Genomic DNA, 22881 nt, shown 5'->3' with positions numbered 1-22881 from the left:
ATGCCACAGTTTCAATTGCCACTTGGCTCAAAAATGCGTGACCCACAGTTTGTCTTTGGTGTTGCTACCTCCTCTTATCAAATTGAGGGCGCGACGAAAGAAGGCGGGCGCTGCGATTCGATTTGGGACACGTTTTGCCGACAACCGGGCAAGGTAGACAACGGTGACAATGGCGATATTGCTTGTGACCATTACCACCTGTGGGAACAAGATATCGAGATGATTCATTCTCTTGGTGTCGACGCCTACAGGCTGTCAATTGCATGGCCGCGTATCCTGCCTGAAGAAGACGCGGTCAACGTTCAAGGCTTAGCGTTTTATGAGCGCATTATCGACAAGTGTCATGCTCTCGGTATGAAAGTCTACGTCACGCTTTACCACTGGGATTTGCCTCAATATTTAGAAGACCGAGGTGGATGGCTTAATCGTGAAACGGCGTATAAGTTTGCTCACTATGCTGAGGTAGTAAGTCGCTACTTTGGTAATAAGATCGATGTCTACACCACGCTAAACGAACCGTTTGTATCCGCTTTCCTTGGTTATCGCTGGGGGATGCATGCACCTGGCGTAGTCGGGGAGTCTGAAGGGCTTTTAGCGTCGCATCACCTATTACTGGCACATGGTCTAGCAATGCCAGTACTGCGTGAAAACGCGCCTGATTCATTGCATGGGATTGTTTACAACGCCACACCGTTCTATCCAGAAAGCGAAAAGGACGAAGGTGCGGCTATGTACAAAGACGCCGCGAATTATCACTGGTTTATGGATCCGGTGCTTAAGGGAAGTTATCCCGAATTAGTACTAGAGCGCGAGTACGCCCACAAACCTATGGTGCTAGAAGGGGATCTAGAGATTATTTCTGCACCGGTAGATTACATCGGTATTAACTACTACTCACGTGGCGTAGTGCGTTTTGATGAAAATGGCGATATCGAATCAGTTCCTCAATCCGAATCAGAGCACACCGATATCGGTTGGGAAATTTACCCGCAGGGACTGACCGATCTGTTAGTTCGAATCAAGTCACGCTATCCAAACCTGCCACCGATCTACATTACTGAAAATGGCGCCGCAGGCAATGATGAGTGTATTGAAGGAAAGGTGGATGACGAACAGCGTCAACGCTACCTGCAACAGCACTTGCTTGCTCTAGATAAGGCGATAGAAAGCGGCGTTAACGTCCACGGTTACTTCGCTTGGAGCTTAATGGACAACTTTGAATGGGCGTTCGGTTACGTCCAGCGATTCGGCATTGTACATGTCGACTATCAAACACAAAAAAGAACACTGAAACAGAGTGCGATTGCCTATCGCAATATGCTTCTAGCGCGCTCTGAGGAGAACAAAAATGGCTAAAGTAGAATTTCGTAATATCAAAAAATCATTCGGCGACGTAGAAGTCGTAAAAGAGTTCGACTTTACCGTCCAGGACGGTGAGTTCGTGGTGTTTCTTGGCCCTTCGGGTTGCGGAAAATCAACAACTTTAAGAATGCTGGCTGGCTTAGAAGACATCACATCAGGTGATATCTTTGTGGGCGACAAGCGCATGAACAAAGTGGACGCAAAAGACAGAGACTTGGCGATGGTGTTCCAAAGTTATGCTTTGTACCCCCACATGACAGTGTATGAAAACATTGCTTTTGCTCTCAAACTAAAGGGCATGGCTAAGCGTGATATCGATGTTGAAGTTCGCAAAGCCGCGACCATGCTAGAGCTAACGCCACTGCTCGATCGTAAGCCGAAAGAACTGTCTGGCGGCCAACGTCAACGTGTCGCGATGGGGCGTGCGATGGTACGCACACCGAAGGTATTTTTGTTTGATGAGCCATTGTCGAACTTGGATGCCAAATTGCGCGGCACAATGCGAGAAGAAATCAAAGAACTGCATCGTAAACTACAGACCACAACCATTTACGTGACTCACGACCAGATCGAAGCCATGACGCTCGCTGATCGCATCGTCATTCTGAAGGATGGCTACGTTGCACAGGTTGGCACACCAACGGATGTCTTTAAACGTCCAGCCAACAAGTTTGTTGCTCAGTTTATTGGGAACCCATCAATGAACATGCTCGACGCACAGCTTGTCGACATCGATGGCGAATTTTTCGTTGAGCTTGGTGATGTACATATTCCACTGCCAGAACGCTTTAAAGCGCACGCTTCAAAAAATGTTGCTCTGCACTTTGGTGTACGTCCAACAGATCTTTATCTTCGCCCTGAGCAAGTCGACCATGACCGTGTGCTCCCAATCCCTGTATCAATCAAAGACAAGGAACTACTTGGCGCGAGCATCCTGTTGAAGACCGAAGTGGCTGGTCAGCCATTTGTAGTTGAAACGCAAGCGGCAGAAGTCGACGTTGACGATCTCATTCTTTATCTGGATTTAGATGCAATCCACTTGTTCGATGCCTTAAGCGAAAACTCACTCGCCATCGACTAGTCCGCAAGCGAACGATTTTAATTTAACTTTGAATAAACCCCTTTGAGAGTTAAGGGGTTAGGGAACACGACGATGAAATTTGGATATTTTGATGACGCAGCAAAGGAATATGTCGCCACGACACCGTGCACACCGATTAAATGGTGTAATTATGTGGGCACGCTCAATTTTGGCGGCTTGGTGGATAGTAATGGTGGAGTGCTGCTGTGTAAGGGGGACCCAGCACTCAACAGGGTCACCAAATACATCGCCCAGCTGCCAAACTCCGATTTTAAAGGGTCTACGACCTATATTAAGGTTCAAGACGCTGATGGTAATGTAGAAATTTTCTCGCCTTTCTACACGCCGACACTCAAGCCTCTGGAGCGTTATGAAAACCATACAGGCTTGTCGTACACCACCATCGTATCGGAAGGGTATGGGGTGCGTTGTGAAGCGACGTTCTTTGTACCGCACAACGATCCCGTTTTGCTACAGGATATTAAAGTTACCAACATCTCTGACAAACCACTGCATGTAGATGTGATTCCAGTGTATGAGTTCACTCACTTTGATGCTTTAAAGCAGCTCCTTAATGCTGACTGGGTACCACAAACCATGACGCTGAAAGCGCACAAGCAACAGAGCGGTCATACTGTGCTGGAACAATACGCCTTTATGAAGCGAGATTTTGCCGTAAACCTAATGACGGCAGACAGAATCGCGACTTCATTTGATGGTGATCGTCAGCAATTTCTTGGCAATATGAGCTATGGAAGTTGGGCAGCACCGCAAGCGTTAAATCACCAAGAGCTGAACAATTCTGAATGTCTGCGTGGTGACAACATTGGTGCACTGAACCTAAGATTAGGCTGGCTAGAGCCAGAACAGCAAGAGCGCACTGTGGTGCAGCTAACTCAGATGGAAAGTTTAGAACAAGCGACCGATCTGCTTGCTAAATATCGCGATCACCAAACGGTCGATGAGGCGTTTAACGCGTTGGTTTCTCATTGGGAGCAGTATTTAGCAACACTGCACGTCGACACGCCTGATCCGGCAATGAACTCAATGTTAAATGTGCACAACCCGCGTCAGTGTCACACCACGAAAAACTGGTCGCGTTACTTGTCGCTGTATCAACTGGGCTATGGTGCGCGCGGTATTGGCTTTAGGGATTCTTCTCAAGATACCTTGGGTGTTATTTCACATATGCCAGAAGAAGCTCGCGAGTTGATTGAGCGATTGCTAACAGTACAAAACACCGATGGTTCGGCTATGCACCAGTTTTTCCCGTCAACCATGGAAGCGAATGCAGGTGACTCACGGGAGGAAGAAGACCGTCCAGATTATTACGGTGATGATCACCTCTGGATTATCTTTGCGGTCACTCAGTACGTAAAAGAGACCGGTAATGCCGCGTTCCTAGATAAGGTGCTACCTTATTATCAAAAAGATAAACACGGCAACCCTATTGAGTCGGCGAGCATTTGGAATCACTTGTGTCGCGCGATTGAGTTTACTTACAGCAATCGTGGCCAGCATGGTTTGCCGCTGTTAGGTTTTGCGGACTGGAATGATACGGTGAACTTGCCGACGGGCGCTGAGTCTATGATGATCGCCAATATGTACGGTAAGGCGCTACTGGATATGCTCGACCTCTGCAAACTGCGTACGGATAGTGCGTTAGAGCAGCGCTTTGAAGAGTACTATAAAGAGATGCAGCGTATCGTCAATGACTTTGGTTGGGATGGGCATTGGTACATTCGTTACTTTGATGAGAAAGGCGAGCCGATCGGCTCACATGTGAATCAGCAAGGGCAGATATACACTAATGGCCAAAGCTGGCCGGTTATTTCAGGTTTTGCTACTGAAGAGCGTGCGACTCAAGCGTTAGATTCCGTGTATCAAAAACTCAATACACGTAATGGTATTAAGTTGTCGACACCGGGCTACAACGGGTTTGATCCAAAATTGGGCGGTGTATCCACTTATCCTCCGGGCGCGAAAGAGAATGGCGGTATATTCTTGCACTCTAACCCATGGGTCATGATCGCTGAAGCGAAAATGGGCAATGGTGATAGAGCTTATGAATACTATCGTCAAATTAACCCTGCATCGAAAAACGATCACATTGATGTGTTTGAATCTGAACCCTACTGCTATCCGCAGAACATTTTAGGGGATGAGCATGAGCAATTTGGCTTAGGAAGAAATGCTTGGTTGTCGGGTACGTCGTCTTGGACTTATGTGGCGGGTACACAGTGGATTTTAGGCGTTCGACCAGATGTCGATGGCCTAATCATCGACCCATGTATTCCGAAAGCCTGGCCTGGATTCAAAGTGAAACGTCAGTTCCGCGGAGCAACTTACTGCATTGAAGTGACTAACCCAGAGCATGTTTCGAAAGGGGTTACGAAAGTGAAGGTTAATGGCGAACTGATTGACGGTAACAAGATCCCGGTGCTTGCAGAAGGTGAACACCAAATCGAAGTGACACTCGGTTAAATAAAAAAAGGGGCGCTTAGCGCCCCTTATGACGGTATGGTGGTTTAGGCTTGATAGCTAATCTGACATTGCCAAGTAAAACGCTCCAGCTGGTTGGGACTTAGCTCTTTAAGACCGATTTGATTATTAAACGCATTCGCCGGGCAAGTCATGGGTTCAATAGCCAACGTGGGCTCTGAGTTGGGTGTATAGAGTTGGATGAATGGGTAGCTTGCGTCTTGCTGGTAACGAATAGAGGCTCGTTGATCTGCTCGCTCAAGAGACAAAGCGATAGGGCGTGACAGCTCGAACTGAAAACAGTGATTCAGCTCCGCGTCGCCTAACCAAGCGCCATGGGCAAACTGGTCAAATGGTTTGAATGAACCAGTAGGAAGGCCCGATTCTGAAACGAGTTCTTGGCTAGACGGCATGTTTAGTTTTACTTGGTCACGCTCGCAGCCTAAAGAGAAATATGGGTGCCATGCATCACCATAGGGCAGAGAGTTAACGCCGGTATTCGTGATTTCGGTGGTGCAAGTTAAGACACCATCAATATCGATACGGTAGATGACATCTAATAGAAAGCTGTGTGGGAAACCAGCACAAAGGTGCTCGGTGTTGTAGCGAAGGGTCACTTCGGCATAGTCAACATTGGCATCGGTATGAAGGATTGAGAATGGTTGATTGTAAAGTAACCCGTGAACAGCATCTTGAGACCAAGGGAAGTTAGCGGGTAGGGTAAATGTTTGCTGTTGGAATAAGTATTGCCCCTTTTCTAGGCGGTTTGGGAATGGAAACAGTTTGGCGCTACGAGAAAAGAACGGATGAGTTTTGGTTAATTCTTCCGCACTCTGATAGCCCTGAATAAATGAGAAAGGACTGTTGTTGATAATGAGTTTATTTATTACTGCGCCAAAGTCTTGGATGATTTCCAATATTATACCGCATTTTGAGTTTTTAATTTGCAATGAACCAAAGTGGCCAAATTTATCTTGGGTTATTTTAAACATTTTCGACTCCATTTTTATTTGATGCTATCACAATAAAAAAGATATTCAATAAGGGATTGTTATGATTCTTAATATAGAAAATACTACTTACAAGGGCACAGTGAATGAACTGTGTGCTAAGGGAAATGCGGTTGAATTTATTCAACCGTGGTACGTGCCTATCTCAACAACCCCAGACAACACAGGAATGGCAGTAGGTGGGATTGGCAGCGCATTCACGCTGACGCCGCTTGGTTCTACACCAAACTTTAGCTTTGTTCCGGGGATTTTTATCGATGTTGAATCTGAGGAATTAAACTTTAACGATTTCCACGTTTCAGTTATGGATATTCCGACGGTTGAAAATTTAGCAATAACTGATTTGGATGGTTTGATTCAATATCTTAAATATTACCCGGTTGTGCTGAATGGAAAGATAGCGACCGATATTTCAAGAAAAGATATAGAGAGTGAAATTAAACGTTCTCTGATTGATGCTACGTTTTATAGTGAAAATAAAGATGGTTTTTTAAAATGGAACGTTGAGTTCTCTGATAAAACACTGCATAACTTGGAGCTTGATGCAAATAGTGTCTCGACACAGGTGCGAGTTGCTGTTGATTTTTTTGATGGACATTTGGTCAACAATACAGCCCAGCTTCGCTCGTTAAATGCGGTTGGCCAGTCGGCGATCGAAAGTGTGGCTCGTGAAGACATTCATTACCAAGCCATGTATCCCATTGCGCAGTATCAGTATTCGTCGTTTGAAGATATCAAACTGACTCGAAATGTAGTGTCACCTATTGTTAAGGGTGACAAAACACTGTGCTCGTTGCCGATGCACTGGAATCTGTTCTCAGTAGAAAACAGCAGTAATGAAACAAAAGTAGTGACGATTGTTCAGCCACTCACTAATCTTATTGGCTCTACCTACCGCAAAGGCCGCGATGGTGTGCAAGATTCATTTTGTACTCTTACGCAAAACCCAATCGATCAGTCGCACCGTCCTGTCACCATTACAACGGATAATTCGGTATTTAAGGGCGTGGCACAGACAAGTCAGTCACCTTATGCGTCTGATATTGAGGGAGAAGTTTGCTTTGGTGTTCAATCGGACTCGGATTTACTTAAAAGCGGCAAAGTCACCGTCTCCATAAAACCGTCGCTCTATATCACACAATCCCAAAAAGCGCTGGAAACCAGCTTAAAAACTGGCCGAACCAATCAGTTGTTCGACAAAGGCATATACAGTGGCCGTGAATGCTTACAGGGTCTGGTTTGTGTTCAAGTGGAGCTTGAGCCAGGTCAAACGGTCGATCTTCGTTTCGTTCAGGTCATGGATCACAGCAAAATCTCCCTTGATGGATGGGAATCGAGAAAATCGTACGCTCAATTCTACCAAGAATCACACCCTGCACAGTCAATACTTAAAGATACTCTGCCAAAACTAAGCGATATCGAGCATCGAATTGTCTCTCAGCAGGAGGCATTTTACCAAGAAGCTCAAGCGAACTTTGAAAGCAGTGAGAGCGCAGCCCGCTTTACTACAATGGCAATGAATACACTGTCGTTTCTAGCAGAATCGACAGTGTGGGATTGTCAGGATAAGTTTTTGGTGAAAGAGTGCGTGGACTATCCGTTCTTTAACTCTCTTGATGTGTATTTCTATGGCTCATTCTCTCTGCTTTATCTACTGCCTGAGCTTGATGGTGTTGTCATGCGCGAGTTTGCTGACGCAATTATGGCATCCGATCCAACCAAGCGTCGCTATTGGGAGTACGCCGAAAAGCCAAACGCAGAGTTATGTGATACCAAGTATGAAGGCGTGCGAGCGATCAAAGGTGCGGTTATCCATGACTTAGGTAGTCCTTACGACATTCAGCCAGACGCCTATGATTGGCATAACGTGAAAGAGTGGAAAGATCTTGCACCCAAATACATTCTAATGGTTTACCGTCACTATGTGCATTCTAACGATTTGTCGGTCGTTCAAGCCTGCTGGCCTGCCATTGTGGAAAGCGTTGAGTATTTGACGGCGCTCATTGAAGAGGGTGACACACTGCCGCTGACGCGTGGTACGGATGATACCTTCGATAACTTGGCCTCTCATGGTATCTCCATTTACTGTGCTAGCTTGTGGTCTGCCGGACTCAAAGCCGCCAGTAAACTGGCTAAATTGATGGAAGAAAACGACTTAGCAGATTGGTATCAACAACGCTCGTCTGCTGCGTTAGACACGTTGGAGCGCGCATTGTGGGATGAAAGAAATGGCTACTACCACTTCTTCGCAACGCCAGTCCAAGCCAAGCATTTAACGGGTCAAACGAATGACTCTCTACAGTCATTAGGCCTAACACTAACTGGCGATAAAACTGAAGATAAAAAGGCAATCAACGCTTACTTAGATAGTGTTGACCTTGAGTCTGAGCTGAGCATGTTCGAGCAGCGAGTATCTAAAAAGCATCGTTTGCTAGAGCTTGCCCCGGATGTATTTACCACTGCGTACAAGGACATCTTACTTGACTCAGATAACAGCTTTGGCGATGCCTTGCTTGCTGACAGTTATTTGAAACTGATTGGTGATAAAGGGCTGTTTGAAGATGACAAAGTCGCTCGTACCCTTGATTACATCTACCGTACAAACTTCAGAGAGAATAGTCCGAAGTTGGGTGTGGCTAACATGACCCTATGCGATGGCGCACCCCATGATGCGTTTCAGGCACAAGACGTTTGGATTGGTGTGCAGTTCAGTACTGCAACGGCGCTAAAACTTGCAGGAAAACAGCAGCAAGCTGAGGCTTTGATTGATTCTGTCTATACAGCGCTCTACCACTACGCGAAGATCCCATTCGCCGCACCAGAAGGGTTTAACTGCTCAGTGGCTGTTTCTCAGTCTGATTTAGTCGAGCAATTTGGCGTAGCGGAATCCACGGCTGAACAATGGCTGCAAAGTCTGAAAGCAACAAATTGTATTTTGACTGATGGCAGAGTAAATCCAGATTTGACGTCGGACTTTGCTGAGTTTCGTAGCGTGTTTACAGAAGCTATGGCTGACGAACAGGCGGTCAAGCTACATACTTGGTTGCTCAATACAGGGCTCAAATACACCGCTGGGCGCTACTTCAGACCGGGTATGATTTTCTCTTATTTATACTAATTGCAGAAAGCAGAGAAAAGATATCAATAGATTGATACAAAGGGTTAGGAGGATATCCTAACCCTTTTTTTCGTCTTTAATTTTATTGTTTTCATCGCAGGAGTCGCGGATGATCAAGCGAACAAAGTCATCCTCGCTGGTTTGATATTCTTCTTCAACGAAGAGGCCAAGAGCGCTAGCAACTTGTGTAGCCGCAAGTCGACCGGACTGGAGGGACGGTTGGCGAAGGGTGGTTAACGCCGGGGTAAATACCGCAGACACTTCATGATCATCGAATCCGACAACGGAAACTTGATGCGGTATCTGTATACCGGCCTCTTTGAGCGCACTGATCGCTCCAAAGGCCATTTGATCATTGGCAGCAAAAATGGCGGTAAATTGCACGCCTTGGCAAAGGAGCTTGCGCACTGCATCGCGTCCACTGGCTACATCGAACTTCCCATTGACGACTCGCTCGGGGCAATAATCAATACCGGCTTTATCAAGTGCCTGCTTGTAGCCGAGAAGTCGCTGCTGAGAATCTGGGTGAAAGACTAAGCCTGAAAGGTAGACGATGTCGGTATGACCGAGCCTTAACAGGTGGTTTGTCGCCATGTACCCCCCGACTAATCCACTATTGCTAATGCAGTGAATGTTTGGGTGTTTGATATCGTGGCCACCAATCGTAATGATAGGAAGTTGTAGGGCGATATCGGTAAGCTGTGGGGCGGTTAAGCTGCTGCCAATTACGACAAGAGCATCCACCCCTTGGTGAATTAGTTGCTTAACGCGTGTTAGTTCTTGTGCATTGTTCCAGTTACCTATCATGACAACAGGGGAGAGCTGATATTTGCCTAGCTCACCCTCAAGACCTGACAAAATGGCATTGCTGTGTGGACAAAGTGCGTACGGAGAAAGCACGCCAACCAGATAATTTAATTTGTCTGTCACTTTGTATTTTGTTGGCTTCGGCTGATAGCCTAGAGTGGCCATGGCTTTCTGTATTTTTAGCTGTTTATCACGGCTCACGAAGCCACGCTGATGAATATAGCGATTCAAAGTCGATATAGAGACAGATGCGGCTAGCGCAATGTCATTGAGGGTAGGTTTTGAGCTTGGCATTCAACTTATAAAATCAATTAAAACAATAAACTAGCACGTTATCGATGTTTAAAAAGGGGATGGCTCACAAAAAGTAATTTGAGCTGGCTACCCGAGCCAGCTCATGTAATTAAAAACGCAGTTTAGTTATTGGCAGCTTCCAATCAGTGACCAAGAGGCGTCGCTTCCTAGAATCGAACTGGTATACCAATTGGCTCGATACTTACTGCCTTCATAAACCTTCAAGCAAGTGCGTATTTGGACCGCCTTCGTAGTCAGCGTGAAGCCAGTTTGGATGAGTAGTGACGTTGTCACAAGATCCGGTAGGAGGAGTAACGTCTCCATCAACTGGTTTCATTTCGAACCAATTTAAGTTCCAACCACCAGTTTTAACGAATAGCGCCACGGTATGTTGACCTGAATCCGGCAGTGAAATGGTATGAGTGATGTTTTGCCAGCTTTGCCATCCACCGGTACCACTTACCGTAATTTCACCATACGTTACGTTTCCACCGCCTTGCTCTATCTGAATCACACCAGCATTTGCGTGCTCAGAAGCGACTCGGTAAGTGATTTCGTACTTGCCTGCCTTAGGAGCATCAATGTCAAATGTTATCCAATCACCGTCATCGGTAAAGCCAAGGTTTTGGCCTCCACCTGCGTCGGTTGTATCTTCAAATTTTAACCCTTTCGCATAGCAAAAACTTTCCGCATCAATGCGACCCGGAAGGGCAGTTACGCTACAAGGACCCGTGAGATCGCTTTCGCCACCACCGCCTCCAGCACTCGTTGGCCAGTTAGAAATGATCTCTTTTACCTTCAAACCCGATTCCGTGTAGTTGCCCCAACTACCACCAGGAGTGAACATAGATGCGCCTTCTGCTTTGTCATTGACCGACCAGTTCGCATGGCTAATGTTGTATGTCTTGAACAGCTCCATCCAGGCATCTGTTTCACCTTGATTGACCGCACCATCACCATCTGCGTTAACGGTGCCCCACTCAGTAGCAAATAGGGCAATGCCATTGTTTAAGGCGGTGAGCACTTTGTTTCTCAGAGATTGACCGTGGGTGCCCGCGTAAAAGTGGATGGTATAAGCAATGTTAGGGCGATTAATAGGGTCGTAAGAGGCAATGTCCACATCTTGAGACCAGTTAGGCGTGCCGACGACGATGATTCCCGTAGGGTCAATAGCTCGAATCTTGTCGATGATGAACTCGGCATATGGCTTAATATCATTGCTCCAGCTGACTTGGAGTGGCTCGTTGTAGACCTCATAAATGATATTGTCATGGTGGCCATATTTGGTTGCTACGTGGGTAAAAAACGCTTCAGCACGAGCCCAGTCGTTATGAGCATAGTGACTGTGGAAATCAACGATGACATACATATCTTCAGCAATAGCGGCTTCGATAACGGTTTCGAGCCTTGCCATGTTACCACTCCAGTCATCTTCTAGACCCCCGGTTGCGCCATGGCCTATTGCAGCGCGGATTAACGTTGCCCCGAGTTCTGTCTTCGCAGCTTTAACATCCGCGGCAGTGTAGAATCGCTCTGCACCCCAATTGGTGTTGCTCCAGAATAAACTTGAGCCAGCAAAGCTCTGAGCGACGCCCCCAGCTAACACCTGGTTGCCAGAAACAGTGAGCGGTTCAACGGCATATGCCAACTGAGTGGAAGCTGCCAGTAACGTCAAGGAAAGAACTCTTTTTCCTATCGATAAATTACATAATTTAGTGCGTTTCATAACCAATGATTTCCTTATTAATGATGCGTTTCTTTCAATAATAAAAATAGCAATGGTAAGAAGAGGGTTAAAGTTTGTAATAGATGATAAATATGCGTTTGTAGGAATTTTGTGAACTTGTGTGGATGTGTATTGGAGAGCTTGAACCGTTAGTTGAATGTATCTGACTTTATTATTTGATTTAGATCACGCACGCTAGTAATAGTTGGTTTAAAAATAAAAGCCAACGTATGGTTACGTGGGCTTTTATTCTGGTTTTATAAGCTAGCCTTTATTAAATATAGAGCTTGTTGACTGACGAATTATTAAATCTATAGGTGGCATTCTAGCTTCATATTGGCCTTTTAAAACCATACTCAGAATAGAGTTTGCACATACAGTTCCTATCTCTTCAATCGGCTGCCTTAGCGTGGTGAGAGCGGGCGTAAAGTATTTTGAAGTCGGTAAGTCATCAAAACCAACCACGGAAACATCTTGAGGAACCTTAAGGCCGTTGTCATGCAGTGCCTTGATAGCACCATAGGCGGTAAGGTCATTGGCTGCAAAAATTGCGGAAAAATAGATGTTGGAGTCGATTAACTCTTTTGTTGCACTGTAGCCCAAATCCATACCAAAATCGCCTCTTTTGACCAGTTTGGAGTTGACCGGGATGCTGGCTTCACTAAGTGCCTGTTTATAACCTTCAAAACGTGCAGATGCATCAGGTTGTGATGATAATCCCTTGATATGAGCAATATTTTTGTGGCCTTGCTGGAGTAAATGAAGAGTAGCGATGTAACCACCCATGACATTATCAAGGTTAAGCGAACAAATGCTGTCTCCCTTAATATCGTAACCAACCGTAACAACAGGAATCGACTTCGCTGTCGAGATTATTTTTTGGTTGTCTAAGTTCCCAGTAACAATAATTATGCCGTCAACATTGCTTTTAATTAAGTAGTCAAGCGCATGATTTTCCAGCTTGTTTTGCCAGTGTCCAGAGGCCATAACTAAAGAGTAGCCTTTGCTTATCAGCGTCTTCTCCATATCGTTGACGATAGTAGAGGTATAAGGGCTATCTGGGTGTTGTACTAACACGCCGATAGTCATTGAACGTCGACTCAAATCCTGTTGCATTTGGAAACTAGGCTTGTATCCGGTCTTTTTAACCGCATCCTCAATGCGTTCACTTTTCTCATCTGATACGTAGGTGGTACGGTTAAGAAAGCGTGAGACAGTACTGGGTGACACACCGGCGAGTTTAGCCACATCGTAAACCGTGGCGGATTTTTTTTTCTTTTTCATTATTATGGCTTAAGCAGCATAGCGAAGGTATAAAGTGATATTAATATTATTACCCAATTTTTAGTTAGTTTGATTTACTCGATTTGTGCGGAGTATCAAGCTATTTCGTGTTTATGAAGATAGCTTGATATACCCAGCATATGGATCTTTCATAAGTGTAGTGAATGTAAGCTGTGTAACTAATCCTAACTATTGGCAGTTTTTTGTTTCATTCTTTCTCGCTGTATTTTCGTATTTTCCTTGACTATTTCAATTCTGGTAATGGTACTAATCTTTTATCTAGCGGAAGCTTGAAATTAGCGGTGAGTGTTAACTGTTTTTCTGCCATTTGTTCTAAACTAAGCCCATGTTGAGTGAGGGATTTAAATTTGTCAGCACTCGATTCTGATAGCTTGAAAATATCATTGACACTGCTTGTTACCTCACTGGCAACCGATTGATGTTCCGTTGTTGCTGAAGCGATGTTGGTACTGCGATTTTCAATGTCGTTAAGTAGAAGGTGTATGCCCTTTAGATTCTGTTCGACACTACCTGCTTGAGTGATACATTGGTTCATATCATGAGCACAGAGGTTGATTTGTGAGACCGCAAATTCAGTACTGGTTTGTAGCTGCTCTATTTTCTGCTTAATTTCAAAGGTCGAGTTGGTGGTTTTTGCAGCCAGTACTCGTACTTCATCAGCCACAACTGAAAATCCTCTTCCTTGTTCGCCCGCACGAGCGGCTTCAATGGCGGCATTGAGTGCCAGTAGGTTTGTTTGCTCTGAAATCCCTGAGATGACTTCCAAAATTGTTTCGATACTTGCAACTTCTTGTTCCAACTCTTCTATCGTCGCCGTTGACTCCGAAAGTCGAGAGGACAGAGTGCCTAGCAGATTAGCATTGGCATTAATCGCACTTTGTCCTTGAGAAGATAGGTCAACTGCTTCTGTTACAGTAGAAAGCGTATCGTTGGCAGATTGAGCAATTTCCTTGACAGCACATTCAATCTGCTTCATTGCGGTCGCAACTTGAGTGGTTTGCATCGTCTGACGCGTTATGTCTTCGGTAAGTTGGTCACTGGTTTGTTGGTTCTCAATAGATGCTTGATTAAGTTGATCTGCAGAGCTGCGCAATTGGAATATTACATCAGATAAGTGCTCCAAAACCAGGTTCACTTTGTTGGCAATGCTTCCAAACTCGTTGCGGCTCTGACATTCTACTTTTGCCGAGAGATCTTTTTGTGCTAGGTGTTCTAGTGCATTTTGTACTTGTTTGCTTGGCCTCCTAACTGAGGTAGCAAGGCGAATGGCAATAACAAGAGCAATGAGGATTGACGAAATAAGCACGCCAATCAAGACAGAAACCACGTGGTGAGCACTGGTTATCGCCTCCGTTTCTACGGTTTTTGTGCTCGAGTCTGCATAGTCAGAGAGCTGTTGAATGGCTGTTAGGTGAGTGTCGATTAATGTAGTTAAGTGTGCTCTTTGTGTCGATAGTTGGTCGAATAGGTCGTAAGCCTTAATATGCAGGCTCATTGCACCAGATTTACTAAATAGATGAGTTGAGAATAGTTTAGTTGCTTGTTCAGTAGAGCGAGAAAGAGCAGGGGAAGCGGTTCGCAACACATCGACGGCTTGTTGAAAGCGCTCTTGGCGAGAGGAGAAGTTGCGCTTTGATGCATTGAGCTCGACAATATCTTGCATCGAAAAGGCTTTGTTGGCATCCACGCTGAGCACACTCAGTTGTGATAGTAGACCTTGGATAGCAGCGCGCTCATTCGAATTGCTTGCATTGGATAATCCACTGACGAGATCAGAAGTCAGTTGATTAACAATCGGCTGAAACTTTGATTGCTGGAAGTCATCTTGATCCTTGAGGTCGAGGAATTGTTCATACAAGTCGGTTACATTCGCGATTTGTTTCAGCACTTCAGCACTACCAGACTTAATAATAGAGAGTGTTTCTTGGGTGCTTGTATTGAACTCTAAGTGTTGTGATATCCATTGCTCCTCGGTGTGATAGTAGGCATTTTTTGTTTTAATGTCCGTGGCTAAAGGTTCAAGCTCATCGATGTACATTGCGGCCAAGTAGCGGGTAAGGCTTCGATTAATATCAAGGAAAGCTATGGTCAACGCCGATGTGTGCATCATAAGTGGTGTTGATTCATGAGTGATGGATTCAATTCGATCAGTCATTTTCGAAGTAGACTGAATCGCATACCAAGATGAAGCCATCATAATGGCGATAAGAATAAAGAAGCTAATGTAAATTCGAGTGACGATTGATGACAGTTTCATCGAATAAACTCCTAGGTGGTCAATACAAATGGTGTGAATGTGGAGTTCGTAGTGCAGACAAATAGTGGGAAAAAAGGGCCTGACTTGTCAGGCCCAAACAGTGGGAACCCTAGTTGTTAATTACCACCATGCTTCAAACATTGCGCCAGCTGCTAACGTATCAACTTTCTCAACGTCAGTTGCTTTAACGTCGCCTGCTGTTACGTAGAAGCGCAGCATTGGACGGCTCCATGGCAAACCACCAAGTGATACGTTTTGAGAGAGCGTCACTTTCCAACCTTTTTTCTCAGTGTTGTCATCGTGATCTTCCATCGCATAACCCGCTTCTAACCAGGTAGAATGAACGTCATCCCATTGGTACATAGGACGAGCAATAACAGAGTATTCATTGCGATCCGACGTGTCTTCACCGTTTAGTTGTTTAAAAGAGGCTAGGTAATCCACTTTAAATGCATCCGTCGGGCTAATACCACCTTCTAAACTCGCGTAGATGACTTTAAGATCATCGTTCAAATCGAAAGCGCTGTTGTCTGAGTTGTCCGCATACTTAAAAACGAACTTGTTTGATGCACCAAGACCCAACGTCGCACCCAGTTGCCAAGAATTATTGTCTTGAACAGATACATCCGCCTGCTTCGATGCAAAGCCGTAGTTAGCATAGAGATCCAGAGCGCCAATCCCTAAGTCAATGCCGTGTAGTTTTGACGTTAGTGCGTACTTGCCGTTGTCGTTGCCTAGTGCGCCCGTTTCAGAATCGACCTGACCCACTATACCCATATCAAGTTTGACACCACCAAGATTTAAGTTGTTGAAACCACCACCTTGACCATCATGTGACATCCAGAAGTAGTCGTTTAGCCCCTGTTGAGGACGTTGGTGGAAGTCACGACCAGCCCACATGTATAGCTCTGGTTGGCTTTCGAAGACATTAGTTACGCCTGCGTACATTTTCTTAAGGTTCACACCACCTTCTGAGCCCCAGGCGCGGTTGCCCCATTGGTCAAACATGGCAACAATGTCCCATACCGCGCCGTTATCTGCTTTTTTAGCGTACGCAAACTGGATTTCACCACCGTTTGCTTCGTTACCAAGACGACCCACTGAGCGACCAGAACTACCGACATCAATATAAGCTGAGTCGCTATCTGAATAGTGCATGCCATAACGAGCATAACCAGAGAAAATAAGGCCTTGAGGTGGCTCAAAATCCGGAGTGAGAACGGCTGGCTGTTGGTCATAAATATAATCCGTTTCTTGAACTTTAGTTTCCAGCTCTTGAATACGTTTTGTAAGCTCTTCAATTTGAGCCGAATTGTTACTTTCAGTTTCTGAAAAAGATGAAAAAGAGACCAGAGATGCAGCCACTGCTACGGCAACAGGAAGTTTTCTAAGATGGTACATACTATTTCCTTATAAGTTTATTTTGATACTTGGTTGTTTTTGTTATCAATAATCTTAAGGAATGAAATGAATGAAAATATAGATTGGCTTCACATCTAATTAGGGGTAATTAATCTATGAAACAAATTGATTTTCGAGATTTGACCATAACCTGTTGATTTTATTGTGGTAATTTATCATATAAAAAGTTGAGGATGTTTTTGAATGCGGTTTCGTTTCATGGATTAGAAAGCGACCAATCACAGGTTTTTAAATTGATGCTATGTGTTAAATGATGATGGTTATGAAAGGTTTCAAAATCATGTAATATATGAAATATATATCATGATCATTATCAAATGATGATCTTGTGAGTGAGGTTATATGAGATTTTATTTTCATGGTTTGGGTGACGGTATGCGTTAATTAATAGTCTTCATTGAAAATTATATAATGATTCCACAAAGAGTATAGCTCGCTTAATTCGTATGGCATCATGGCAATTCCTTGTGTCGTACGCACCATTGCCAAAAGATGTGCTTATCGCCACTAGCAGGTAAGTCGATACTAGCTTGTCAGGGGGTGTGAGTTTTTCAAACCGAGTAAAAATAATAGAGCTGTGAGTTCATGCGAATTATGATTGCCCTAATCATATCTAAAAAACTCATTAATGCGACGGGTTTACGCCCACTAACCCACGCATGCCCCACGGAACCCACCGGTATGTCATAACCTTCAGGTTCGACGATCTTTAAACGGACGAAATGTGTTTTGTTATGAAGGTTTTTCTGTGCCACATTGTTTACATTTTGATCCCAACCAAACAAATTGCTTTGCGCTTCACCTGTTGCCTCAACAATCCCTTCTACTTCCGCTGCGAATATTTTCCCTGGATACACTGAGGAAGAGAACTCTGCTGGCGCGCCGAAAGCAATATTTCGAATAGCTTGATGATTCACTCTCATCAAAACATACTTTTCATCCGTGTACATTTGAATTCGGGGTAAGACCGAGACCCGTTGCCCTTCTCGTAGAATAAAGTTAGTGACAAAACCATCGGTCGGGGCTCGCACTTTTGTGCTTTTCAGATCCCAAGCGGCTTGGTCTTGAAGTTCAATCGATTTATCAAGTTCGGCAAGTCGCACCTCAATAGTGGATTGTGCCTTTTCGACACTAAAGCGTGCTTTAGATTTCTCGATTTCTAAAGCGGCCAGCTCAGCCTCATATGCCTCTAGAGCTAACTCAGAGTATTTGGTTAGACTAGCTTGCTTATCAATATCGCTTTGCGTGATTGAATTACTAGATGCTTTGTTCTGCTTTTTGTAGCGAGACAGCATAGCGGTTTGATAATCAAGATCGGTTGTAGCTCCATCTATTCGTGCCCTGGCTGTAATTATCTTCTGCTGGGCAGTCCCATAGGATGCGTGGGCTATATCAGTATCTTTATACGCTTGCTCAACGGCTAATTTTGCCGCTTCCGTGACCGCCACAGCATGAGTCAGCTTCGACTTATACAAGGTGTCATCGATTGTGTAAACCAACTGACCTTTGCTCACTATTTGATTGGGTTTGACCTCTATTGAGGTTACTTTTCCTGTCACATTGGTTGAATCTGGTCGAAGTTGGATATGAGGAGATTGAACCAACGCACCTCCCGATAAATCCATTGGAGCGTAGTTAAGTAAACCAACCCAGACAAACATTAACCAGCTTGTACCGCCAAGATAAGCGAAAACTTTAGTAAAGCGATTCCAAGGCATGCCAGCCCAACGCAAAAGATAGATGAATAGAGCCCAAACAGCTAAACCTTCTAACATATTATACCTCTCGATCGTTCAACTTGTTGTCTGACGCTCCGTGCCACGTATCTCTTATAGAAATTACGGCTTTTTCTAGATCAATAAATGCGAGGAAAACCGCGACTACCCAGACCCAATGCCATATAAACCCAATCCATGTTAGTACTGTGATAAGACCCACTTGGTTGTGATTTTGTCGGTGGGCTTTGTCGATAGGGAGTTCGTGGACTCGCCAAAAACCATATAAACCCGCTCCGACAGACGCAAGCAATGCAACCAATGCCACAATGTGTATAGCGAAGTCAGCACTGGTTCCTACGAATAAAGGACTTTGCTGTAAAACCATGGTTTTACCTCTTGTCATGAATTTGAGCGAATTCTGCTTTGATACTTGCATCAATAAATGATTAGTGACATTTTATGTTCATTGTATACAGATGTTGATGTAAAGTGTTATGAATAGGGTGTGCTTTGTAAGAGCGTTTGATTTTATCGATTTCTATAAACAGGTGCTAAATCGTTATCGGCTTGCCCCAGAACAACTGTCAATTCCGCCTCAAGTTTTTAAAGACTCAATGTCACTGGTGCCTTTGAACGAACTTTCTAAGCTGTATGAGGAGCTTGACGCACTTGTGCCTGACCATGACTTTGTCATCAATACCATGGCTGATTTACCGATAAACAGATTGGGTTCACTGGGAAGGTGGGTACTTTCCGCGACTGACTTCGCTATGTGTTTGCGTCGTTTAAGCAATGGTATGCCTTGCACCAACTCGGGGGCGAACTTGAGTACTGCAATCGTGGGGAACATCGTAAAGTGGACATACACGACCACATCATTAAGCAATATTGCTCAGATTCATGACAGCATTCGTCACGGCCTTTTTCTGCTCAAAATCATGCAATATTACCTCGGTGAAGATTACAAACCGCATAGGGTGTTTCTTTGCGGATATCGTGACAACAGCGCTGTCTATGAGGATATTTTCGGCTGTGATGTCACATGGGGCAGTGCTCAATCGGAGATTTGGTTTCCTTCACATTATCGATTTCTTCCCTTTCAAACTCAATCGAGGCTGAGCTCTAATCTCGCAATGACCTATAGCGATTTAGATAACCTGCTTGATATGCCCAACCCAGATGACAGTATCAAAACGATATCAGAGTTAATCAAGTACAGTCGCCACTATGGATTCCCTACTATTTCTAGGGTATCGACGCTTGCAGGGTGTTCGATACAGCAACTACAAAGGGAGCTAACTAAGAGAGATTTGAGCTATAGAGTGCTAAGCGGTCACGTTTTAAGTCATTTTGCTATCGAGCAAATGTTGTTGGGTCATCCCCCCAAATTTGTTGCTGAATCCATTGGCTATGACAATGTAGCGAGTTTCAATAGAATGTTTAAGAATCAAAGGGGGTTAACACCGAAACAGTTTTTAGGTCAAATTGAATGATGATTTGGTGCTTGGTTGCAGGATTCGCAATTCAAGGTTGCATCACTTTCTGTTCTCCTACATTCGGCGATTAGTGATAATCGATGTCACTGCAAAATCGTGTGACAATGGAGAATGTATGGCACACATAGACACCCTAAACCAAAATTTGACCAATAACCGGACGATTGGTTATGTCTTTTCTTTGATTAGAGTTTACTACGGATATCTATGGTTTATCGCTGGTTACAATAAACTAACTTCTGATTTCAGTATCGTAGGCTTTTTCAATTACTTTGTGCTTAGCGAACACAGCATCGTGCAATTTCAAGCCGCAAAAGGGGAGTGGGGCGCATCCATCTGGCTTTGGTTTGTTGAAAGCTTGTTTATACCGCTAGCGCCGATGCTCAATATCCTTATCCCAGTATTAGAAGTGTTCATCGGTATTTTGCTGATCATTGGTTATTATCGCGTGTTGATTTGCTATGTTGCCTGTTTTCTAAACTTCACTTTTATAATGTCAGGCGTCGTTTGGCCTGGTATACATTTTGTTTTCTTTCAACTGCTCATTGCATACTCAAAAAATGCACACGAAATAAGCTTAGATAACTACCTCATTTGGCGTCGTGAACAAACTTTAATTCATCAGTAAAAGGTAATATATTTCAAATCGTTAATAGGTCGGTGCTGTGAGTTTGCTTGCAACCAAACTGTGATAATCTGCAGAGATAAACAGGGAGGTTGTAATGAACACCAATGATATAGAAGCCTTTGTTACCGTCGTAGAGTACAAAAGTTATACACGAGCATCGACCCACCTAAGCTTATCCCCCTCGGCTTTAAGTCGCCGAATTCAATCGCTGGAAAAGTCGCTGCAATCTCAATTATTGATTCGTGATTCGCACGGTATCACATTGACGCAAAGCGGTGAGTTGTTTCTTAAACATGCGCAAGCTATTGTGAACAAAATTGGACAGGCGACACGAGAAATTCGCAGTCATCAATCAGAATTCTCGGGTGAGCTTACGGTATTTTCCTCGCTTGGAATGGCAAAGTTGGTTATGCCAGTTATCAATGATCTATCGAAAAATGCTCCGCAAATGACGGTTAATTGGGTGTTAAGCGAAGGAAGGCAGGCTCAGTTAAATAGAGTAGTCTATGATGTCATGCTGCATATTGATACGCCGAATGACTGCGAGATGATTGGCCAATATCTTGGAGATGTAGAGTTGGATTTTTATGCTAGCCCAATGTACCTCGCGCAAAACGGGAGAATTGGCACCACCGACGATATCGATCGACTGGGCATTATTTACTCCTCGGCGGATCCGGATGCAACAAAAAATTGGAAGCTTACCATTGGAGGAGAAGTTAAAATCATTGAACTTAAGCCCAGGTACAACGTTGGCAGCCCTGAACTTGCTTTAGAGCTCGCACTTTCAAATCATGGTATTGCTAGGTTACCCAAATTTCTAGCTGAAGAACTAGTAAAGCAAGGAAAGCTCGCTCTTGCGTGTATCGAGCCACAACAGTTTTCATTTGCTATCTACGCTATTTATCCCAGTAGAGAGTACTTGCCTAAAAAGTCTCGATTGTTTATTGAGAATGTCAGATTAGTCCTTGATAAGTTAGGGAGCTCTAATTAACCAGCAGGCTTTGTTTCCGAAGCATAATTAACTAAATCAGAATCTTACGATCAGTTTCATGATATTCGTTCACTAATTTTGATGTCATGCTGAAGTCTCGCTACAAAGCAGCTGACTAGCGCATGCACTTTGGCCGATATCAACAACAAAGCCGTGTGGCATTTCTACCCACTTCCAATAACCTGATCTCTTTATTCTGATTACTCCCATTCACTATTTATCCTCTGGTAGAGCAACTCACGACCTGTCAATACCGTTTGTCGCACGTATAAGAGCCGTCGAGATAATCACTTTATCTTGGTGCTTAGAAACTCAGAGCCGAAGGAAAGCGTTATGAATGGTAAGAACATAAGAATCGTATTGAGATGGACACATATAGCATTAGCACTACTGGTTGGTGCTGCGTTCTACTCGCCGTTAGCAAGTAATGAAGCATATGTGGCCGCGACGCTATGGGGGTTCATCCCAGCGCTTGCTTTGACAGGTGTTGGTATGTGGAAGCAGTCGTTGGTTATGAGATGTTTAAAGCCAGTGAGCAAGAGAGCGCATCAATAGCAGAAAGAATTCGCGAGTACTGATACATCTCGCGTTTGTACTTTTTTGGTTTAAGGTCGCAAACGAAGTTGGATGAGTTCAAGTCTGAACTTGCCAGATTTCTTGTCAGCGATTCGTGACATTCATGGCAATGTTCAAGTGATGTGAAGCGTACCTCTGACGGTAAGTGGGTGGTGAGAGAGGGGGATCGACCATGTTAAATAGCGCGTTAATGTGAGTCGTTCAAGTTAACTCAAATTCTAAAAGCCCGCTTCATGTTGAGCGGGCTTAGTTATATGTGTTGCTATAAAAGCTAGATGACATGAAGTCACTGCTTTGCTATTGCGCGGCACGTTTCGATACCTCGTGACGATAAACGCGCATACCCGTTCTTGTATTTTCATACACGGCCGATTCATTAAGGTATGACCAAGCATGGATATCGGTATGAGTTTGTGCTGCTAGTCTTTCAATGACTGAATCAATGTTACGACCCGCATAGTCTTTAGTTGGTACAAATAAATTTTTAATCACTGACAACATATTAACATTTCTTGTAATTTGTTACCAAAGTTAGTGGATTAACTATACTATGAAACAAAAGTGTGATCAATGTCCGTAATTTACTTCCATTGAACTTTAATTTGG

At 44.3% G+C, this 22881-nt stretch carries 18 protein-coding genes; 8 read left to right on the top strand and 10 right to left on the bottom strand.

What is annotated here, in order from left to right; translation table 11 throughout:
- The 3 genes from PG915_RS10045 to PG915_RS10035 all read left to right on the top strand — a co-directional run bounded on the left by PG915_RS10045 (position 1) and on the right by PG915_RS10035 (position 4927).
- A complete protein-coding gene (locus PG915_RS10045; RefSeq protein WP_353498703.1) occupies positions 1-1356 on the top strand; it encodes a GH1 family beta-glucosidase in 1356 nt (451 codons plus the stop codon).
- Positions 1349-2443 carry an ABC transporter ATP-binding protein gene (locus tag PG915_RS10040; protein WP_353496405.1) on the top strand — a complete coding sequence of 365 codons (1095 nt, stop codon included), beginning with the start codon at positions 1349-1351 and terminating at the stop codon, positions 2441-2443. Before PG915_RS10045 ends, PG915_RS10040 begins: the two co-directional genes overlap by 8 nt.
- 72 nt (positions 2444-2515) lie before the next feature.
- Complete coding sequence (locus PG915_RS10035; RefSeq protein WP_353496404.1) at positions 2516-4927, top strand: GH36-type glycosyl hydrolase domain-containing protein; 2412 nt, start codon at positions 2516-2518, stop codon at positions 4925-4927.
- 44 nt (positions 4928-4971) lie between these two features.
- On the opposite strand, the gene PG915_RS10030 is transcribed toward PG915_RS10035, so the two are convergent.
- Positions 4972-5916 (bottom strand): aldose 1-epimerase, encoded by a 945-nt coding sequence (locus PG915_RS10030; RefSeq protein WP_353496403.1) that lies wholly within the window; start codon positions 5914-5916, stop codon positions 4972-4974.
- 61 nt (positions 5917-5977) lie between these two features.
- Between PG915_RS10030 and PG915_RS10025 the strand changes: the two genes are divergently transcribed.
- Positions 5978-9052 (top strand): GH116 family glycosyl hydrolase, encoded by a 3075-nt coding sequence (locus PG915_RS10025; RefSeq protein WP_353496402.1) that lies wholly within the window; start codon positions 5978-5980, stop codon positions 9050-9052.
- 57 nt (positions 9053-9109) lie between these two features.
- On the opposite strand, the gene PG915_RS10020 is transcribed toward PG915_RS10025, so the two are convergent.
- The 8 genes from PG915_RS10020 to PG915_RS09985 all read right to left on the bottom strand — a co-directional run bounded on the left by PG915_RS10020 (position 9110) and on the right by PG915_RS09985 (position 18966).
- Complete coding sequence (locus PG915_RS10020; protein ID WP_353496401.1) at positions 9110-10153, bottom strand: substrate-binding domain-containing protein; 1044 nt, start codon at positions 10151-10153, stop codon at positions 9110-9112.
- Positions 10154-10279: 126 nt separating this feature from the next.
- Positions 10280-10378, bottom strand: coding sequence for a cellulose-binding domain-containing protein (locus PG915_RS10015; protein ID WP_353496400.1), 99 nt, complete (start codon positions 10376-10378; stop codon positions 10280-10282).
- A complete protein-coding gene (locus PG915_RS10010; RefSeq protein WP_353496399.1) occupies positions 10365-11879 on the bottom strand; it encodes a cellulase family glycosylhydrolase in 1515 nt (504 codons plus the stop codon). The genes PG915_RS10015 and PG915_RS10010 overlap by 14 nt, the downstream gene beginning before the upstream one ends.
- A gap of 264 nt (positions 11880-12143) precedes the next feature.
- Positions 12144-13163: a LacI family DNA-binding transcriptional regulator gene (locus PG915_RS10005; protein WP_353496398.1), complete on the bottom strand. Its 1020-nt coding sequence runs from the start codon at positions 13161-13163 to the stop codon at positions 12144-12146.
- Between the two features lie 244 nt (positions 13164-13407).
- Positions 13408-15441, bottom strand: coding sequence for a methyl-accepting chemotaxis protein (locus PG915_RS10000; protein ID WP_353496397.1), 2034 nt, complete (start codon positions 15439-15441; stop codon positions 13408-13410).
- 120 nt (positions 15442-15561) lie between these two features.
- Positions 15562-16842: a carbohydrate porin gene (locus PG915_RS09995; protein WP_353496396.1), complete on the bottom strand. Its 1281-nt coding sequence runs from the start codon at positions 16840-16842 to the stop codon at positions 15562-15564.
- Between the two features lie 572 nt (positions 16843-17414).
- A complete protein-coding gene (locus PG915_RS09990; protein ID WP_353496395.1) occupies positions 17415-18638 on the bottom strand; it encodes an HlyD family secretion protein in 1224 nt (407 codons plus the stop codon).
- 1 nt (position 18639) lies between these two features.
- Positions 18640-18966, bottom strand: coding sequence for an MFS transporter (locus PG915_RS09985; protein WP_353496394.1), 327 nt, complete (start codon positions 18964-18966; stop codon positions 18640-18642).
- A gap of 109 nt (positions 18967-19075) precedes the next feature.
- On the opposite strand from PG915_RS09985, the gene PG915_RS09980 reads away from it, so the two are divergent.
- The 4 genes from PG915_RS09980 to PG915_RS09965 all read left to right on the top strand — a co-directional run bounded on the left by PG915_RS09980 (position 19076) and on the right by PG915_RS09965 (position 22254).
- The gene (locus PG915_RS09980) at positions 19076-20074 is read left to right on the top strand and encodes an AraC family transcriptional regulator (RefSeq protein ID WP_353496393.1); all 999 of its coding nucleotides are present in this window, start codon (positions 19076-19078) and stop codon (positions 20072-20074) included.
- A gap of 118 nt (positions 20075-20192) precedes the next feature.
- Entirely contained in the window at positions 20193-20705 is a 513-nt protein-coding gene (locus PG915_RS09975; RefSeq protein ID WP_353496392.1) for a hypothetical protein, read from the top strand.
- A 94-nt stretch (positions 20706-20799) separates the two neighbouring features.
- A complete protein-coding gene (locus PG915_RS09970; RefSeq protein WP_353496391.1) occupies positions 20800-21699 on the top strand; it encodes a LysR family transcriptional regulator in 900 nt (299 codons plus the stop codon).
- 333 nt (positions 21700-22032) lie between these two features.
- Complete coding sequence (locus PG915_RS09965; protein WP_353496390.1) at positions 22033-22254, top strand: hypothetical protein; 222 nt, start codon at positions 22033-22035, stop codon at positions 22252-22254.
- Positions 22255-22572: 318 nt separating this feature from the next.
- Here the strand turns inward: PG915_RS09965 and PG915_RS09960 are convergent, their stop codons facing one another.
- Complete coding sequence (locus PG915_RS09960; protein ID WP_353496389.1) at positions 22573-22776, bottom strand: hypothetical protein; 204 nt, start codon at positions 22774-22776, stop codon at positions 22573-22575.
- Between the last annotated feature and the right edge of the window lie 105 nt (positions 22777-22881).

The organism is Vibrio sp. CB1-14 (assembly GCF_040412085.2).
Taxonomy (GTDB): domain Bacteria; phylum Pseudomonadota; class Gammaproteobacteria; order Enterobacterales; family Vibrionaceae; genus Vibrio; species Vibrio chaetopteri.
The sequence above is the reverse complement of the archived record's forward strand: the minus strand, read 5'-3'. Positions and strand labels throughout refer to the sequence as shown.

Bases quoted from the DNA above. Each gene is read 5' to 3' on its own strand.
- PG915_RS10005 (WP_353496398.1), bottom strand. From the start codon at position 13,163: ATGAAAAAGAAAAAAAAATCCGCCACGGTTTACGATGTGGCTAAACTC.
- PG915_RS10045 (WP_353498703.1), top strand. From the start codon at position 1: ATGCCACAGTTTCAATTGCCACTTGGCTCAAAAATGCGTGACCCACAG.
- PG915_RS10030 (WP_353496403.1), bottom strand. From the start codon at position 5,916: ATGTTTAAAATAACCCAAGATAAATTTGGCCACTTTGGTTCATTGCAA.
- PG915_RS10000 (WP_353496397.1), bottom strand. From the start codon at position 15,441: ATGAAACTGTCATCAATCGTCACTCGAATTTACATTAGCTTCTTTATT.
- PG915_RS09965 (WP_353496390.1), top strand. From the start codon at position 22,033: ATGAATGGTAAGAACATAAGAATCGTATTGAGATGGACACATATAGCA.
- PG915_RS09975 (WP_353496392.1), top strand. From the start codon at position 20,193: ATGGCACACATAGACACCCTAAACCAAAATTTGACCAATAACCGGACG.
- PG915_RS09990 (WP_353496395.1), bottom strand. From the start codon at position 18,638: ATGTTAGAAGGTTTAGCTGTTTGGGCTCTATTCATCTATCTTTTGCGT.
- PG915_RS09995 (WP_353496396.1), bottom strand. From the start codon at position 16,842: ATGTACCATCTTAGAAAACTTCCTGTTGCCGTAGCAGTGGCTGCATCT.
- PG915_RS09960 (WP_353496389.1), bottom strand. From the start codon at position 22,776: ATGTTGTCAGTGATTAAAAATTTATTTGTACCAACTAAAGACTATGCG.
- PG915_RS09985 (WP_353496394.1), bottom strand. From the start codon at position 18,966: ATGGTTTTACAGCAAAGTCCTTTATTCGTAGGAACCAGTGCTGACTTC.
- PG915_RS09970 (WP_353496391.1), top strand. From the start codon at position 20,800: ATGAACACCAATGATATAGAAGCCTTTGTTACCGTCGTAGAGTACAAA.
- PG915_RS10040 (WP_353496405.1), top strand. From the start codon at position 1,349: ATGGCTAAAGTAGAATTTCGTAATATCAAAAAATCATTCGGCGACGTA.
- PG915_RS10025 (WP_353496402.1), top strand. From the start codon at position 5,978: ATGATTCTTAATATAGAAAATACTACTTACAAGGGCACAGTGAATGAA.
- PG915_RS10020 (WP_353496401.1), bottom strand. From the start codon at position 10,153: ATGCCAAGCTCAAAACCTACCCTCAATGACATTGCGCTAGCCGCATCT.
- PG915_RS10010 (WP_353496399.1), bottom strand. From the start codon at position 11,879: ATGAAACGCACTAAATTATGTAATTTATCGATAGGAAAAAGAGTTCTT.
- PG915_RS10035 (WP_353496404.1), top strand. From the start codon at position 2,516: ATGAAATTTGGATATTTTGATGACGCAGCAAAGGAATATGTCGCCACG.
- PG915_RS09980 (WP_353496393.1), top strand. From the start codon at position 19,076: ATGAATAGGGTGTGCTTTGTAAGAGCGTTTGATTTTATCGATTTCTAT.